This window comes from Chamaesiphon sp. (genome assembly GCF_041738855.1).
Taxonomy (GTDB): domain Bacteria; phylum Cyanobacteriota; class Cyanobacteriia; order Cyanobacteriales; family Chamaesiphonaceae; genus Chamaesiphon.
In genome coordinates, this window is sequence record NZ_JBGSPA010000207.1 from 49,851 (window position 1) to 65,985 (window position 16,135).

12 protein-coding genes are annotated in these 16,135 nt (G+C 47.6%); 4 read left to right on the top strand and 8 right to left on the bottom strand.

What is annotated here, in order from left to right:
• The first annotated feature begins 121 nt into the window (after window positions 1-121).
• On the top strand, window positions 122-2,698 hold the full coding sequence (gene leuS, locus ACEW9I_RS22970; protein WP_373542650.1) for a leucine--tRNA ligase: 2,577 nt from the start codon (window positions 122-124) through the stop codon (window positions 2,696-2,698).
• Between the two features lie 320 nt (window positions 2,699-3,018).
• Window positions 3,019-3,483: a hypothetical protein gene (locus ACEW9I_RS22975; protein WP_373542651.1), complete on the top strand. Its 465-nt coding sequence runs from the start codon at window positions 3,019-3,021 to the stop codon at window positions 3,481-3,483.
• Window positions 3,484-3,489: 6 nt separating this feature from the next.
• Here ACEW9I_RS22975 and ACEW9I_RS22980 read toward each other — a convergent pair whose 3' ends face one another.
• The 4 genes from ACEW9I_RS22980 to ACEW9I_RS22995 form a co-directional block, all read right to left on the bottom strand.
• Complete coding sequence (locus ACEW9I_RS22980; RefSeq protein WP_373542652.1) at window positions 3,490-4,656, bottom strand: VWA-like domain-containing protein; 1,167 nt, start codon at window positions 4,654-4,656, stop codon at window positions 3,490-3,492.
• A 93-nt stretch (window positions 4,657-4,749) separates the two neighbouring features.
• A complete protein-coding gene (locus ACEW9I_RS22985) occupies window positions 4,750-4,920 on the bottom strand; it encodes a hypothetical protein (protein WP_373542653.1) in 171 nt (56 codons plus the stop codon).
• Window positions 4,921-5,030: 110 nt separating this feature from the next.
• Window positions 5,031-5,948 (bottom strand): hypothetical protein, encoded by a 918-nt coding sequence (locus ACEW9I_RS22990; protein WP_373542654.1) that lies wholly within the window; start codon window positions 5,946-5,948, stop codon window positions 5,031-5,033.
• 186 nt (window positions 5,949-6,134) lie between these two features.
• Window positions 6,135-6,764, bottom strand: coding sequence for a hypothetical protein (locus tag ACEW9I_RS22995; protein WP_373542655.1), 630 nt, complete (start codon window positions 6,762-6,764; stop codon window positions 6,135-6,137).
• A gap of 143 nt (window positions 6,765-6,907) precedes the next feature.
• Here ACEW9I_RS22995 and ACEW9I_RS23000 point away from each other — a divergent pair, with 143 nt between their 5' ends.
• The gene (locus tag ACEW9I_RS23000) at window positions 6,908-10,888 is read left to right on the top strand and encodes a hypothetical protein (protein WP_373542656.1); all 3,981 of its coding nucleotides are present in this window, start codon (window positions 6,908-6,910) and stop codon (window positions 10,886-10,888) included.
• 19 nt (window positions 10,889-10,907) lie between these two features.
• Here ACEW9I_RS23000 and ACEW9I_RS23005 read toward each other — a convergent pair whose 3' ends face one another.
• The gene (locus ACEW9I_RS23005; RefSeq protein WP_373542657.1) at window positions 10,908-11,174 is read right to left on the bottom strand and encodes a DUF4351 domain-containing protein; all 267 of its coding nucleotides are present in this window, start codon (window positions 11,172-11,174) and stop codon (window positions 10,908-10,910) included.
• Between the two features lie 159 nt (window positions 11,175-11,333).
• Between ACEW9I_RS23005 and ACEW9I_RS23010 the strand changes: the two genes are divergently transcribed.
• A complete protein-coding gene (locus ACEW9I_RS23010) occupies window positions 11,334-12,533 on the top strand; it encodes a restriction endonuclease subunit R (protein WP_373542658.1) in 1,200 nt (399 codons plus the stop codon).
• Between the two features lie 76 nt (window positions 12,534-12,609).
• Here ACEW9I_RS23010 and clpS read toward each other — a convergent pair whose 3' ends face one another.
• The 3 genes from clpS to cysE all read right to left on the bottom strand — a co-directional run bounded on the left by clpS (window position 12,610) and on the right by cysE (window position 16,089).
• Window positions 12,610-12,891 carry an ATP-dependent Clp protease adapter ClpS gene (clpS, locus tag ACEW9I_RS23015; protein ID WP_373542659.1) on the bottom strand — a complete coding sequence of 94 codons (282 nt, stop codon included), beginning with the start codon at window positions 12,889-12,891 and terminating at the stop codon, window positions 12,610-12,612.
• A 6-nt stretch (window positions 12,892-12,897) separates the two neighbouring features.
• Complete coding sequence (locus tag ACEW9I_RS23020; protein ID WP_373542660.1) at window positions 12,898-14,958, bottom strand: FAD-dependent oxidoreductase; 2,061 nt, start codon at window positions 14,956-14,958, stop codon at window positions 12,898-12,900.
• 375 nt (window positions 14,959-15,333) lie between these two features.
• Window positions 15,334-16,089 (bottom strand): serine O-acetyltransferase, encoded by a 756-nt coding sequence (gene cysE, locus ACEW9I_RS23025; protein WP_373542661.1) that lies wholly within the window; start codon window positions 16,087-16,089, stop codon window positions 15,334-15,336.
• Window positions 16,090-16,135: the final 46 nt, after the last annotated feature.

A 16,135-nucleotide genomic window follows, 5' to 3' on the forward strand; every position in this document is an offset into this window, starting at 1 on the left:
CATATCATATTCTCACTGCCTAGATCCAGTCAATTTGCTATGCGTAGTGGTGACGGAGGGTTAGAGTTAAAATGAGGGTGACTGGATGAGCATCGATATTGCGTAACTGGATAGATTGAATATGGAAAATACTTATAACCCCGCCGAGATTGAGTCCAAATGGCAGCAGTCTTGGACGGCTGCAAACTTATATAAAACCGATACAACTAGCACCAAGCCAAAGTTCTACGCGCTGTCGATGTTTCCTTATCCGTCGGGAAATCTGCACATGGGACACGTTCGCAACTATGTCATCACTGATGTAATCGCTAGACAGAAGCGGATGCAGGGCTATCGCGTACTGCATCCGATGGGTTGGGATGCGTTTGGATTGCCAGCGGAAAATGCGGCAATTGAGCGGGGGATTCATCCGGCGACTTGGACTTATCAAAATATCGCCCACATGCGATCGCAGCTCCAGAAATTGGGACTGTCGATCGATTGGGAGCGCGAAATCGCCACCTGTTCGCCGGAATATTATCGGTGGACGCAGTGGATTTTCTTGAAGTTCTATGAAGGTGGATTGGCGTATCAAAAAGATGGGATGGTAAATTGGGACCCGATCGACCAAACGGTACTAGCGAACGAGCAAGTCGATGGCAATGGGCGTTCCTGGCGGTCTGGGGCGATCGTCGAGAAGAAGGCCCTCAAACAGTGGTATTTTAAAATCACCGAGTATGCCGAGCAATTATTGACCGATCTGGAGCAGTTGTCGGGTTGGCCAGAGCGAGTCCGCACGATGCAGGCAAATTGGATTGGGAAATCGATCGGGGCAAATCTGGAATTTCCCATTGTCGGCGCGAGTGAGAAAATCGCTGTATTTACGACTCGTCCCGATACTGTTTATGGCGTCAGTTATGTTGTATTGGCTCCAGAACACCCACTAACGGCACAAGTGACCGCTTTAGACCAGAAAATGGCTGTGGATGCCTTTGTTGCGGAAATAGCGAGTCAAAGCGAGATCGATCGCACGGCGGAGGATAAGCCCAAGCGGGGCGTATTTACAGGTGCGATGGCGATTAATCCGTTTACGGGGACGGAAGTACCGATCTGGATTGCGGATTACGTCTTGTATGAGTACGGTACGGGTGCTGTGATGGGCGTTCCCGCACACGATGTTCGCGATTTCAAGTTTGCGAAGCAATATCAGTTACCGATTACTCAAGTAATTGCCGCACCCAGTCAGAATGCTGGCGAACCGCTCAAAGCGGCTTACACAGAAACTGGAGTGATGATGAATTCCAGTCAATTTGATGGGTTTGATTCCGTTACCGCCAAGCAGTCAATTATTGAATATGCCGAACAGCAAGGTTATGGCAATGGCAAAATCCAGTATCGCCTGCGGGATTGGTTGATTTCGCGCCAACGTTATTGGGGTGCGCCGATTCCGATGATTCATTGCGCTCAGTGCGGGACTGTCCCCGTACCAGAGGCAGATTTACCAGTACGATTGCCTGAAGATGTGGAATTTACAGGCAAAGGTGGCAATCCGTTGGCTCAATTGGAGTCGTGGGTAAATGTACCATGCCCGAGTTGTGGTGCGCCAGCCAAGCGCGAAACCGATACGATGGATACGTTTGTGGATTCTTCTTGGTATTTCTTGCGCTATCCAGATGCCCAGAACGATAAGCAAATCTTCGACCCAAATCTTACCAATGATTGGATGCCGATCGATCAGTACGTGGGCGGGATCGAACATGCTGTCTTGCACCTATTATATGCTCGCTTCTTTACCAAGATCGTGCGTGATTTTGGAGCTGGCGACGGTGGTAAAACAAAGCTGCTAAATTTTGACGAGCCATTTAAACAATTATTGACTCAGGGGATGGTACAAGCAACCACTTATACCAATCCTCAAACTGGTAAAAATATCGATCCAGCGACGGTAATCGATCCAAAGCACCCAACAGATCCAATAACTGGTGACGTACTCGAAGTCTCCTTTGAGAAAATGTCTAAATCTAAATACAACGGCATCGCTCCAGAGGAGGTAATCGGGAAGTATGGGGTAGATACAGCACGGTTATTTATCTTATTCAAAGCACCACCAGAAAAAGATTTGGAATGGGATGAAGCAGATGTTGAAGGACAGTTTCGCTTTCTCAATCGGTTGTGGCGATTGGTGATGGGAGCCAAACCTGGAAATACAGTTGTCAGTGGTGAATTATCAAAATCTGAGAAGGATTTACGCCGCTTTATTCATCATGCTATTCAAGCGATTACTGAGGACTTGGATGGAGATTATCAGTTCAATACTGCGGTATCGGAATTGATGAAACTGAGCAATGCTTTGACAGATGCAGATTGTAAAGATTCACCTGTATATGCCGAAGGGATTGAAACTTTGATGCTGTTAGCTGCACCATTTGCACCGCATATAATGGAGGAGTTGTGGCAATTGACGGGACATAATGGCTCGATTCACGAACAACCTTGGCGGCAATTCGATCGATTGGCTTTAGTTGCTGATGAAATCACGTTGGTAATCCAAATCATGGGCAAGACTCGCGGGACGATTCAAGTTCCAGTTACTAAGGATTCAGCGACTTTAGAAGCTCATGCGCGGGAGTCGGAGATAACCAAGAAATTTACGGAAGGGAAGGAGATTAAAAAGGTAATTGTGGTACCTGGAAAGTTGGTTAATTTTATTATTGGTTGATAAATTCAATCATCAATATCCTGTAGGGTGGGCAGTGCCCATCATCTAGATTTTATGCTTTTCTAGTGTTGTGAGTTTTTGAATCCACCTCCTTAGATGTTGGATCGATATTAGTCTTTCTAGTGGTTGAAATTAAATGGTGGGCAGTGCCCACCCTACATTTTGATAATCTATCTGAGAAATTTGAGCGATGAAAAAGATCGAAGATAAGTAGATGTTTGAGCGATCCAAGTCTTTCTAGTTAGTGGTTGAACTTAGATGGTGGGCAGTGCCCACCCTACATTTTTCTACTACATCTTTTAATATCGATCGGTATTTTTATGATGACAGATGCTAATTGTTTCCGTGATACTCACGAATCGCTCTACGACTTTATCGAAGAGTACCTAGTTGTGTGCCCGCAATGCAGTGGTTGTGCTCGGGTAGCACCACTAGATCGCGATCGTCAAAATTATTTAGATCCACGCCGTGTAACTTGCCAATCGTGCAGCTACAGTAAAGATTGGTATGGGTCATCGATGGGAATTGGATCTGCTCATGATGGCTATTTCAACTTACCATTATGGCTGCAAATTGCAGTAGGCGATCGCACATTATGGTTTCATAATCTCCGTCATCTTCAATACATTGAAGCTTTTGTTAGCGCAACGCTACGAGAACGACGTGCTGATAACGGAACTGGATGGCGGAACTCTACCTTAATCAATCGGTTACCGGATTGGATTAAGTCTGCCAAAAATCGCAAACATATATTGAAAGCGATCGATCGAATTAAACAAAAATAGTAATTCTCATCCTCGATCGATTAACCCTACAGTCTTCCCAAATGGAAATTGAGCCAAATCTAGTCCGCCAGCAGTAACTACCCATAGTGTCGGTAATACAGGTGCGATCGCCGGAAATTCGCCGTAGCCATCAGTTAGATAAATACACACAGCTTGCGTATGCCCGTCCCAAGTTGCAGCGACTCGATCGAAGAATGGCACAAAAGAGGTACCACCGCCGCCTTGAGGTGTTGGTAATGGATCGCTGAGGGTGAGTGCATAGGGGCCATCAGCCTCGCTATCAACATAGTATAAATCGCACTCTAGATGGGGGTACGCGCCCAAGATACCTCGGACTTCGGACATAAATAAGCAGAGTGTCGTCTCACTTACCGAACCGCTAGTATCGATCGCGAGATAAACCCGCACTGATTCGCCCCGTAATGCTTCCAGGTACAGCCCCCGAGTGACAAATCGGCGATCGAATCCCTCAAAATCTGTGGGCGTCTGAGCCAGATATTGCCACAAATAGGCGCGCCAGTCCAACGGCGGGTTGACGCTCGATCCAAATGTGCGATCGATTCCCCGTGAGTATTTACCCGCTTGAGTGGTGGCAATGGCAGTTGCGCGATCGATCGCCTGTCGCCAATGCGCTGCCAATACCTGTGGTTGAGCCAGCTCCCGCGCCTCGAGTGTCTCGGCAATAGCGGCTGCGCCTATTTCTCTAGGCGTCGCTATCAAGTCGAGATCGGCTAGTTGGTAGTTATTTGCTCCGGTAGTCCGCAACAACTCATATACTTCTTCCACACTCAAATGTTCTAATCTTTGATCCCTGAGTCCCCCAGGTGGTAATTCAAAGCTACACTGCCGCGCGATCGTACCATTGACAATGATATCAGCCGCGATATTCCATAAGTGCGGATCGCGTTCTCGCAATCGCACGGGGTGTAGTAGTGCTGCGTGGAGGATTTCATGTAGTAACAATCCATCCTGTTGTGGCGTAGACAAGGACTGGAGGAATTCGGGATTGCAAAATATATTGCGCCCATCGGTGGCAGCGGACGGGATCGTCATGCTGGGTACAAATTGGGCAAACATCGCCAGCGTGCCAAAAAATGGCGATTTCATCCGTAGCCGTAATAATGATGCGCTCACTAGCTTTGCAAAGTCAATGGTGGAGAGACGATCGTTCATCCTCTAATTAATCCCACTGGTATGGAGATAAGCAACAATTAATCCCTTCTGAGTGTCAAATCAGAGATCTAGGGGATGGCGAATGGCGATCGGCTAAATATTGATGATGAGGGGAAACTGTAAACTCTGGACTAGAGTATCGACGATCGGTGCAGGGAGCATTTCGCCCCGAAAATCAAGGAGCTGCACTACAAGTAAATAGGCGATCGCGAGTGCGATTGAGATGACACCTGTAATAACTGCAACGATCTTGGAGCGATCCATAACTGATAAATATTTTAAATAATTAGATTATTTCCATATATAATAACATAAAAATCTGTGGCGATCGCAGACTTGCAATCGCCACAGATTTGCTGTAATTGAGATAGCTGTCACTCCCGATCTGCTGAGATCGCAATTTTTACGAATAAGTTGCGGGGTTGATATTTGGCTACAAATTCATTAATAGCATCCCGATCTGCTGTCGTTGTCATGCCGATACATCCAGCCGTGCCATCATAACCATTGCGTTGATTAAAACTGGGATCGAGATGAATACCTAGATCGCTGCGTCTAGTTCCAAATTTTGGGAAGATACTAATGAATGTCTTGCCAACTTCAGGTATATTCCCTGGAATAATTTGATTACTAACTTCGTATAAACCATCTGGTAGTGGTGCCGAGTTGTTACCGATATGGCGATCGCTAGTTTGAGTATTTACCGTTCCTGATACGGTACTAAATGTCTGATATCTCTGTCCATCGACATAAGCTTCGAGAGTGTAGATCGGATTACCGATGTCATTAGTTCCTTGGCTGACATCTCTAACTAGGCGCAGATAGTTACCACTCATTTGTAAGTTGGTGGCTACGGCAAGTCTTCTGGAACTAGGTTTTGCTTTTTGATTGTTTTTGGCGATCGATATGCTTAAAGAATCAGGAGACGTAGAACTCGATCTTTGATTTATTAACTTAGACTTAGCTTTGGAATCTATTACGTTTAATGAAGTTTTAGAGATGCCAGTATTTTTGGTTTTTATTTTAGAGCCATTGGTTTTTATTTTAGGTACGGTAGTTGATGAATTATTTTTGCGAGGACGAGACCAAAAAGGAACAATCGAATCAACCTGTTTGCGATCTTGAGGTGACAATACATCAGCAGAAACGGGTACGGTTAGATTGAGATCTGTCACTGATGGCAAGGATTCAACTACCTTCGCTCTCGATCCCATAGAGATCTTGGGCAAACGAGCGATCGATTGGGCATCCGCTGGTGTATCTATATTGATAACTGTTAGAAATAATGACATTATGATTGCTTTCGACAACCAGTTTATAGTCGATGGTTTCATTTTAAATTACGATGATAATATTGAACTGTTGGTTTAGATCTATAATTAATGAGTAGAACTGGATCGAGTGAAGACCGAGTATTAATCGAGCGAATTTAAATAACTAGACAAACCTGAAGATCGTAATAATATCGATCGCACTAGTTATCTGATGGACTTGACAACAGTATTGCCATCGCTAATTTTCCATTTACCTCGATATTTAGTTAGCATGACAGATGCTGACTGTTGAGAAGTCATCGATCTGAGTGGGCTTTTAGTTTTCATAACTTGCTCGACATTGATGAGAGCATTGTTGGCAGTGAGGGAGACTAGCTCAATATTTTGAACTTCGACACTCATATCTACCTGAGCAGCCCTGAGCTGAGCGAAGATGCCTTGTAAATATTTCTTTTCGGCAGGTGAGACTGAGATCGATACCCGTTCCATTCGATCGATGTTGTACTCATTAAAGCCCCGATAATACTGGGTGAGGGTTTCATGGATACCTTGAAGATCGGATTGCTGTTTAGCATCGATCTGAATAGATTTGGTATCTTTGATAATGAGCTTCTCATGACTAATCGATGTCAATCCCTCAAATTCCACTGCATTGACAATCTGTGGTGGATTGGTTAAGACTAAAACTAGATTGATAATGGCAGTTGTCCCAGCGATGACTGAATATTTGAGCATGTTGAAAATGAGTAGTTGTGCGGCGAGCAGATATCCAAACCAAGCGATCGTTCTGTTATTTACACCAAAGACACTCAACCATCCGGAAACTAATCTCATCTTTGTCAAAATTTTTCTAAAAGTGGGGCAAATTGCTTGTAAGCACCAAGATCGGCGGTAGAGCGATCGCCAAACTGTCACAAGCCGGAGCGCAAACAGGGGAATACTAAGGGAGGATAGTACCTAGTCACCTCCAAGCAATTATGTCCCAGCCGTCAGTGAAATCGATCTGGTTAGAGTTGCAGATCGATCCCAACGATCCAGCACTATTGGCGATCCTCGATCGATTGGTGCGATCGGGAATGCTCGATCGAGCGCAAATCCTCCAGATCGCTAGTACCTGTCTGAGTGAAGATATCGAGCTACCAGCATTGCCTGTAGCTGTTACAGGTGTCGTCCCACCGCCCACAGCCAAACCTGCCAAGATCCCCTCCTCCGCCCAAACCCTCTGGCGCAACCTCAAGGATGAATTGAGTGTCCGCTGGCTGCTGTTTTTGGGTGTATTCCTAGTCATCCTCTCCTCTGGAGTTTTGGCAGCTACTCAGTGGTCGCTATTTCCGGCGTGGGGGCAGTATGGCTTGTTGTGGCTGTATACGATCGGGTTTTGGGTCGTAGGTGGCTGGGCGCGGCGGCAGGAGGGGTTGAGACTGACGGCTCAGACGTTACAGATCGTGACGCTGCTGCTGATTCCCGTCAATTTTTGGGCGATCGATTCGTTTGGATTGTGGCAGCAACCGCTGGAGCTGGTGACTGCTCTGGTGGCAATTGTCGGGCTAATGGGGATTGTCTACCTCAAGTATCGACAACAGCAGGGCAAAAGTGATGCACCGCAGTTGGGTTGGTTACTACTGATTTATTTAGGTTTGGGCGGTTTGCAACTCGGCTGGCAAATCCAGTCCTGGTCAACGATCGCGATTTATATCGGGGCGATCGGGGTGGCGATCTGGTTGCCCAAAATTCGCCAACGCGAAGGTGGTGCGCTGGCTATTTATGGTGTGGGGGTATTGCTACTGCGGGGGCTGGTTGTCACGTCTTTACCTCTAAATAGATTTGGGCTGGCGATCGGGATTGTGGGCTGGTTATGGACGCAGTGGGGGTTACAAAAGTCCGAGCGGCTCAGGCGGTTGGAACGGGTGGGCGAGATCTACGGCTCGGCTGTCCGGTTGGCACGCTATCGGGTGACGCTAGCCAATCTAGCGCGGCTGTATCAGCGAATCGGGGCGAGTTTATTGATGCTGGGGTGGCTGCTGGGGATCGGCGACTTGGTGAGTGTACCCACAGGTAGCTCCTGGCAAGCAGTAGCGGTGAGTTGTCTGGCTCTACAATGGCTGTGGCAACGGCTGCGATCGGATCGCCAACATCGCGAGGCGATCTGGCTATTTTTGGTCGGATTGCAAGCCTATGTCCTCAGTAGTTTCCTGTGGCTACCTTTAGATCCTGGCAGGATTTTTGCATGGGTTGTACCCATTCTGATTCAGCTATTCGGTCAGAACTATTTTGTGGCTGGTTCGCTGACAATTTTCCCGTACTTGCTGCTGTGGGTTTGGATTACCGATCGATTCTGGCGCAAAGAGTGGCACTCGATCGCGCGCACGGGTGAGTCGCTGATATTGTGGACTGGGGCGATACTAGTGCTGGTCAATTTGACTGTGCCGCTAAGTTTATTCATCGACTTATTGGCGTCCACCCTCATTTTGGCTCACTTGACGCTACGTTACTTGCCAGTGCGGACGAGCTATATCTATCTCACTCACCTGTGCGGAGTGGGTACGATTTTTGCTGCGCTGGGATATCGCTGGGATTGGTGTCGAGCGATCGCTAGCAACTTTGTCACTGCTACTGGCGGTGATGTTTTGGCAGTCGATCTGCTGGTGATGGCGATCGCCTCAAGCAGCTTGGCGGTAGTCGAATTCTGGCTCTGTGCCCAACCCGTCCGGCGCAATTGGGATGGCTGGCAGCGCAGTAGTGCGAATTTTGGGCTGGGGTTGGCGATCGCCGCCTATGGCTGTCTGCTGACACTAGCGACTTACCCTGAAGCGCGATCTCTGTGGCTGTGGTGGGTGCCGATCCCGATCGCTTTGACTTATGTGGCGACTCGGAAGCCGCCAGTGCAGCCGTGGCAGCTTACCAGCCAGACTATGGCTGCTTGGTGGGCGATCGCAGCTTTGGGCGCGGGATTGGTGTTGACGATCGAGGATCGATTGGCATGGCAATCCGCGATCGGCACAACAGCTCCAACGATTTTCCTGCTGCTGGCTGTTGGCTTAATGTTTCCTCTATTCAAAAGACTGCAACAGCTTTCAGCGGCGGTTATTCAGATCGGTTTTGGACTGGGAGCGATCGTCAATCTGCTGGCAGGTGACATTTTCCCTGGCTACTGGTCGATCGTCGGGGCGATCGCCTGTGGTAGTCTGTGGTTTATTAGTCGCAAGTTACCCCGACTCTATGCGCTAGCTAGCGATCGATGGGCGATCGCGATCGCCGGAATAGGATTAATCATCGGCTCGATCGACTATATTCGCGACCATCTCAACTGGCTGGTACCGTCACTGAGCTTGCCTTGGGGAGATGCTGCACCCACAACACAGTGGTTTGAAAGTAGAGATTTCACAACACTATTAGCTACCGGAATTTTGGTCGCAGCGATCCGCTACCGCCAACGGTGGCAAAACTCATCAGTTCCCGATCGCGTCTGGTTTTGGGGCTGCAATTGGACGATCCAGATCGCGCTATCTGCTGTGGTGCATCTAGTCGGTGGGGATACCTTGGCACTGGCAACTCTCAATATCATCCTCTCCGTGCCGCTGTGGGTAGCGATCGATGTGGGCGATCGCCGACATCCAGAACGCGCAGAACTACTACCAGAGTCCAAATTGTTACCGAGCCTATTAGCAGGGTGGGGCTTAATCCTGAGACTGCCATTTTTTACTACTTATACTGGGCTGCTAACGGCGATCGTCGGTGTAGTTGGGGTGCTTACCAGTCGCCGCCTGGAGGCTAAAGCGATCGGTTATGGCGGGATGCTATTGGTAACTTTGGGTGGTTATGAGCTAGTTACTCATTACCTGACTCAAGCTCCGGTGGGCGGTAGTATCGTTGATGCCTTGACTGTCTATGGCTTGGTGACGGCAGTATTGGCACTGAGTTATCGGTTGGGTGTATGGTGGCGGTGGCGGCAGAGTGGCGATCGCTGGTGGGATTTCCCGCTGGCAGATCTGACCAAAGTCGCGCATGTCCACTGGGCGGTAGCAAGTGCCTGGAATCTAGCCGCCGCCAGCGTCCCGACGATGGCGACACCCAGATTGACATGGCTGCATTTAGCTGTCGGCGTGTTATTGGGCGGTTATGCTGCGCTCCAAGCCCGCGCAGCACGGCAGCAGCCAGCGGGGAGTGATTGGTGGATTTATGTCGGCTTGGTGGAGCTGTTGGGCGTGGGCATCTACGCGCGATCGATATTTCAAAATCTGGGCATCATTGATGAGGGATTGATTTTACTAGCTTGTCTAGTGGGTTTGCTGCTGTTGCTAGCTCCCTGGCGACAATGGGGCTGGCACGATCGCCCGTGGCGCATAGTCGCACTGGTATTGCCTTTAACGCGGGTAGTATTTGAGTGGGAACGGATTTCGCTGCTCAATTTGGTCGTGCTGGCGGTGTTTTATGCAGCAGTAGCGCGACGACAACGGCGGTTTGGCTGGGCTTATTTGAGTCTGGTATTTATCAACTGGGCGGGGATGCGGCTGCTATTTGAGTATCAGTTGACGAGTCCGATCTGGTATGCACTGCTGGTGGGCTTGTCGATTTTGGTAGCGGTCCAGTGGGACCCTTACTGGCAAAACTCCCAGCGAAATCGTCATTATGGGCGGATCGGTGGTAGCGGCACGATCGCGGTCACAGCCTTAGTATGGCATCAGCCGTGGTTACCGATCGCCCTTGGACTAGCGATCGCGCTCACCGGACTAGTAATGAGGGTACGAGCGTGGTTTTATGTCGGGACGGTGACGTTTTTGCTGACCATTACTTATCAGTTACTCGTGCTTATCGCTGACTATTCGATTACCAAATGGGCGATCGGCTTATTGGCAGGTATCCTTATTATTACCCTCGCTGCCAATTTTGAGCGACGTAAGGAGCAGATCGAGCGGGCATTGCAGCATTGGCTCGATCGATTGCAGGAGTGGGAATGAGGGTGTATTCGATCGATCGTTACTCCCGATGAGTCTCCAACCAACTCACCAAATCATCAATGCGATCGAATTCCAATAAAGCTTCCCCAAGATTTTCGAGCTGCTTCAATGACAAAGCTAACACTGCGGTATGGACTTGTGATGTTAACGTCCCAAATCGCCGCGACAATTGGCGTAAGATCGAAGACCGTCCCTCAGTTTGACGACCCTCTGTTACTCCTTCAGCTTTGCCTTCAGCTTTGGCATCTTGATAAACTCTGGTTTCTTGGAGGGTAATCCCAATCATTGCTTCTACCTCAGGCTGGTAAATGTGTAAACGATGATGGTCGAAATCATCTCTATTATTGCACGGCTATTTGGTAGCTGCTGCGATCGCTCGATGAGAGATTTGGCTTAACTTTCGGGCAATCTAAATATATATATTCTAGTTATTGAAGTAATTAATATGGCATTTGCTGATGAGATCGTTAAAGTTGCAGAGCAAGTCCGCAAGCGGGCTGAAGTAGTCTCAGGAGAAGAAGCAACAAAAATGGGATTAATTGTTCCATTCTTTGGTACCTTGGGCTATGATTGCTTCGATCCCACTGAGGTTATCCCTGAGTACAAAGCAGATTTTGCGATTAAAAGATCGGGACAGTTAGAGAAAGTTGACTATGCTATCTCAATTAGTAACGCAATTGTCATGCTAATTGAAGCTAAGGCTCGCGGCCAAAAGCCTGAGGCTCACGATGGTCAGCTCAAGCGGTATTTTAATGGGTTACGTTCAGCTAAGGTTGCTATTGTCACAAATGGCGTTGAATATCTCTTTTTTACAGACTTGCGTCATGAAAACATGATGGATGATGAACCTTTCTTTAGCTTCAATATCCTTAATTACGATCGGGAGCAAATCGAAAACTTAATACTATTTCATCGAGATAATTTTGATGCTTTTGCAATTAAGAAACATGCAGAAGAAATGGTCTACTTGAGAGGTATGACTCAACTAGTAGATAAGCTACTTCGCTCTCCTTCTGATGAATTTATTCGATTTCTCATTTCACAGCTTGGTAGCATCAGCTCTAAATATGCAATAGACAGTAAAATAACAAGTAAGGTAATTGAGAAGTTTCGACCGATAGTTAAAAAATCTATTCAAGGAAGCTTAGTTGAATTGATGACTCAATCTATTAGCAAGGAAATGGGACAATCAATTGAATCGATCTCAACTATAAAATTAGAAGAGATCGATGAAGAGGAAGATAGCTCCGAACAAGATGGAGCAAGTAGTCAAATAGAGACAACCGCTGAGGAATTAGAGGCATTTGAGAAAATCAAGTTTATTACAAGCTTATCTAAATCTCACAACTTAGAAGTAAAATACAAAGATGTTATATCTTATTTTGGAGTCAATGTAGGTAAAACAAATTGGTGGTTTTTAAGACTATATTTATCACCAAAGAAAAAAAGCTTTGTAACTCGACTATCTGTTGATGAAGTAAAATTACTAGCTCCAAATTTTGAAGCTCAGGAAGTCCCAGCATCAATTGGAGATGCTGCCTCCAGAGTTATAATTTCATCAGTCAGCGATCTATCTCGTTTAAACGATTTAATTCTAAAATGTTACGAAACTGAGGCTGCAAAAAGAACAGTTAGAGCAGCATAGCACATTTTAGTAAAATAGCGTATGTAATAAGTCTCAGATCGATCGATAACTGAGACTTTAATTAAATTCAAACTATTCAAGCCGCCTCTAGCGGTGCCATCGTCAAACCCGCACGGCGTAACTGTTGATGATAGAGTTCCGCTTGCTCTTGAGGGCCGACCCAGACGATCGATCGTCCTTCAAAATGGACTTGATTGGTGAGTTCCCACGCCCGATCTTCACTCATTCCGGGGATATAAGTCATCAAGCAAGTATGCACATGCTCAAAGGTATTAAAGTCATCATCCAAGACGATGACTTTAAAATTTGGGTAGGTCTTTGGGACTGTTTGACTAGACTTTTCAGTCGTAAAAACCATAGCTAATTACTTCCACTCTTGCCAGTTATTGTTAAAAATTGAAGTATTCGGAAACGATGTTGGGTTGTTGCTGGCTTCTAAACGTTTGCGTAACTCAATAATTGAGGGCGAACGATTGGGGAGATCTTCGACCATTTGAGCGGGGGTGATGCCTTTTTCTAGCGCATAGGTGATGGTAGTACCAGCAGCAGCACCAGCAGACCATTCAAAGGAGTGTACCCGATACGCAGCAGCAGCAACATGACTAGTGGCGATACTTTTGCCAGCCACCAACATATTATCAATCTTTTGAGGGATCATTGCCCGCAAGGGGATTTGGAAGGGATAAGCTTGACCGCCGCCTTGGCGCGCGCCATCGCGTTCGCGGTTATTGGGAGCTTCGGGAGGGCTGTTTTGCATACAGGGATGGAAATCGATCGCGTAGTGTCCGATCCCGACTGTATCGGCGTAGATAGTCGCGCGATTGCGAGGGGTCACTTTAGCTCCGGTCAAGACATCGAGTGCATTTACCCCCGACAAACTTGCCTCTAGCCGTCGATTGGCGGCGGCTGATAATTCTGGCATTTTGGCGCGATCGAGTAGGTTGTTGCGGCTGATATCGACCTCGGCGATCGTAAATCCATCTTTGTACCCATAGCTAGGTCTACCGATGATGCGCCGTCCTTCGCGGATGTAGGGATATTTGGATAAGCCATGTACTGTCCCCATCGGTGAGTCCAATCCACTCAGATAGCGTTGATTGGGATTGGGCGTTTTGACCCAATAATCGGGTGATTGGGGGTCGGGATTGGCTTGAGAGTCAGTCGAACCCGCAACTAGCCAATAATAGAAGCCTTGGGCATGTTCTTCACCTTTACGGAGGGTATCTGTCCGCAAGCCGCCCATCCAGCCACCTGGTTGCAATTGACCGCTGGTTTGCAGTTGCGATCGATCGAGAATCAAATTATCAGCGGCACTACCAGGACGATAATCATTGCCCCACGTCCAGTTTTGCATGGAGATATCGCCTGGTGTGGGTGCAGTGTAGTTAATTCCGCCAAATTTGCTCGGTTTGCCCGTACCGGAGCTGTAGATGCGCCGATAGGTATAGACTACCCCAAAATCAGCCAAGCGTTTGAGTTCATAGCTATAGTAGGGCGCATACTGTTGATAGAATACTGGTTGCACCTGTAGTCTCGGTGTCTCTGTTGTCTCCATCGCGAATGGGTAGGTAAATCCCTGGGTGCAGTAAGGGTCGCCTGTCGTAGTTGCGGCCGAGGGTTCGTCAGATGAGCGCGGATCGAGTCCCAGCCGATATGGGACATCCGCCAATCCGATCAGTTCTCCGGTTTCGGTGGCATCGACTACATACCAATCTGCGGGTTGAGTTGCTTGCTGGTTGGGAGTTTTATAGGTGGGGATGAAGATGATTTTTTGCTTCTTGAACTTGGCAGAATCGCTGTCGCTATAGGTATCATCGATCGTCTGTGACAATGGTTCGGTGTTGAGTGGTGCCGTTCCAGGTTGCGGCTGGTGTTGGATAGCGACAACGGCATTAATCTGTTTTCCCGTCCCTCGGTTGCGGACGATGAGTTCTTTGACAACTGTGTTGGGATACCAATACAACTTCCCTTTACCCTTACTCTCCGCGCTCTTCAACATCCCATACAAGATTTTGTCACCGTCTTTGGGGATGAAACAAACTTCACTCACCCAGCAGTAGCCAGAATTTAATTTGCCATAAAAATCTTGCACTTTTTGCCGAAATTCGAGATAGCCGCGTGGGAAGTACAGTTTGGTGCGTTGAGTGGGACGTTCGTCTAGTGCCGATACTCCCTGCGCGGTGATTTGTCCCCCTACCCAGTCAGTTATCTCTGTCATGCAGACTGTTTTCCCAGCCAGTAACCCTTCATAAGCAGTCGCCGTACCACTCAACCCACCACCAGCGATCGCCAGATCGCACCCGATCGTCAGATCTGGCAATACCCGATTGGTAGATTTAGCGTCCGCAGCAACAGCAATGGGCACAGCGATGCTGCTGGTCGAAATCAAGCCTAAACACAGAGCAACCAAGGATTTTTTTATCATTATTTCAATTTTCAGATTGATAAATGCAGGGTTTACGACAATACCCAATTATCCTACACGATCGGCGATCGATTGGATATTCGATCGCATCCATTATTAGTAACGATCGTTAAATTGGCTCCGAATTTGTCATCAAAACAGCAGGGGTGATTGTCAATCACCCCTGCTATTTAAGTAAGTCATTATAATTATTTGTCAAATCGATATCTCCTGAAACCGATCTGGTGGGCAGCGACTAAAATCACGCGGCGGTCTTATCCGCATGTATTTTAGTAAAGACACTGCCCACTCTACATTATATCTTATGTTTAAGTACGCCCACCTACTTAATCACAATGCTATCGACTGTCAACTGTCAACTGTCAACTGTCAATTTTAAATACCTGCACCATCTAAAAATTGCCGAATGACTTTATCTTCCAAATGACAGCTTTGCGGTGCCTCGATCCCCTCTGCTGAGGGAGTTTCGATCCCTTGGACGATCGCATTACAAGTTTGTTCCACTTGCATTTTCTGGACTTGTTGCTCTAGACTTTCGATCCGATCGACCAAGGCGCGAATCACTTGAGCTTCAGTATCCGGTAGGCTACCATGTTCCAATGGCCCGACGCGTTCGCCAGCTCGATACAAGATCCGCCCAGGAATGCCGACTACCGTACAATCTGACGGGACATCCCGCAATACCACCGAACCCGCACCAATCCGCACATTACTACCGATTTGGAGATTTCCCAATACTTTTGCCCCTGCCCCAACAATGACATTTTCACCCAGTGTCGGATGTCGTTTCCCAACTTCTTTCCCAGTACCGCCGAGCGTCACACCCTGATAGATCAGCGCATAGTCCCCAATAATTGCGGTTTCACCAATAACTACCCCCATCCCATGATCGATAAAGACCCCCTTGCCAATTGTCGCACCTGGGTGAATCTCAATGCCTGTAAAGAACCGTGCTAGATGTGAAATAAAGCGGGGGATAAAGGGGATACCTAATTCATACAGCCAGTGAGCAAAACGATGTAGCGATAAGGCTTGTAGCCCTGGATAGCAGAAGAGAACCTCTACCCAGTTACGAGCAGCAGGATCGCGATCGAAAATAATTCGGAAGTCAGCAATTAGTTGAGCAAGCACAGCAGGTGTTCCATTATCACTAGGAAGCTATTAAGTATTTTAGCTG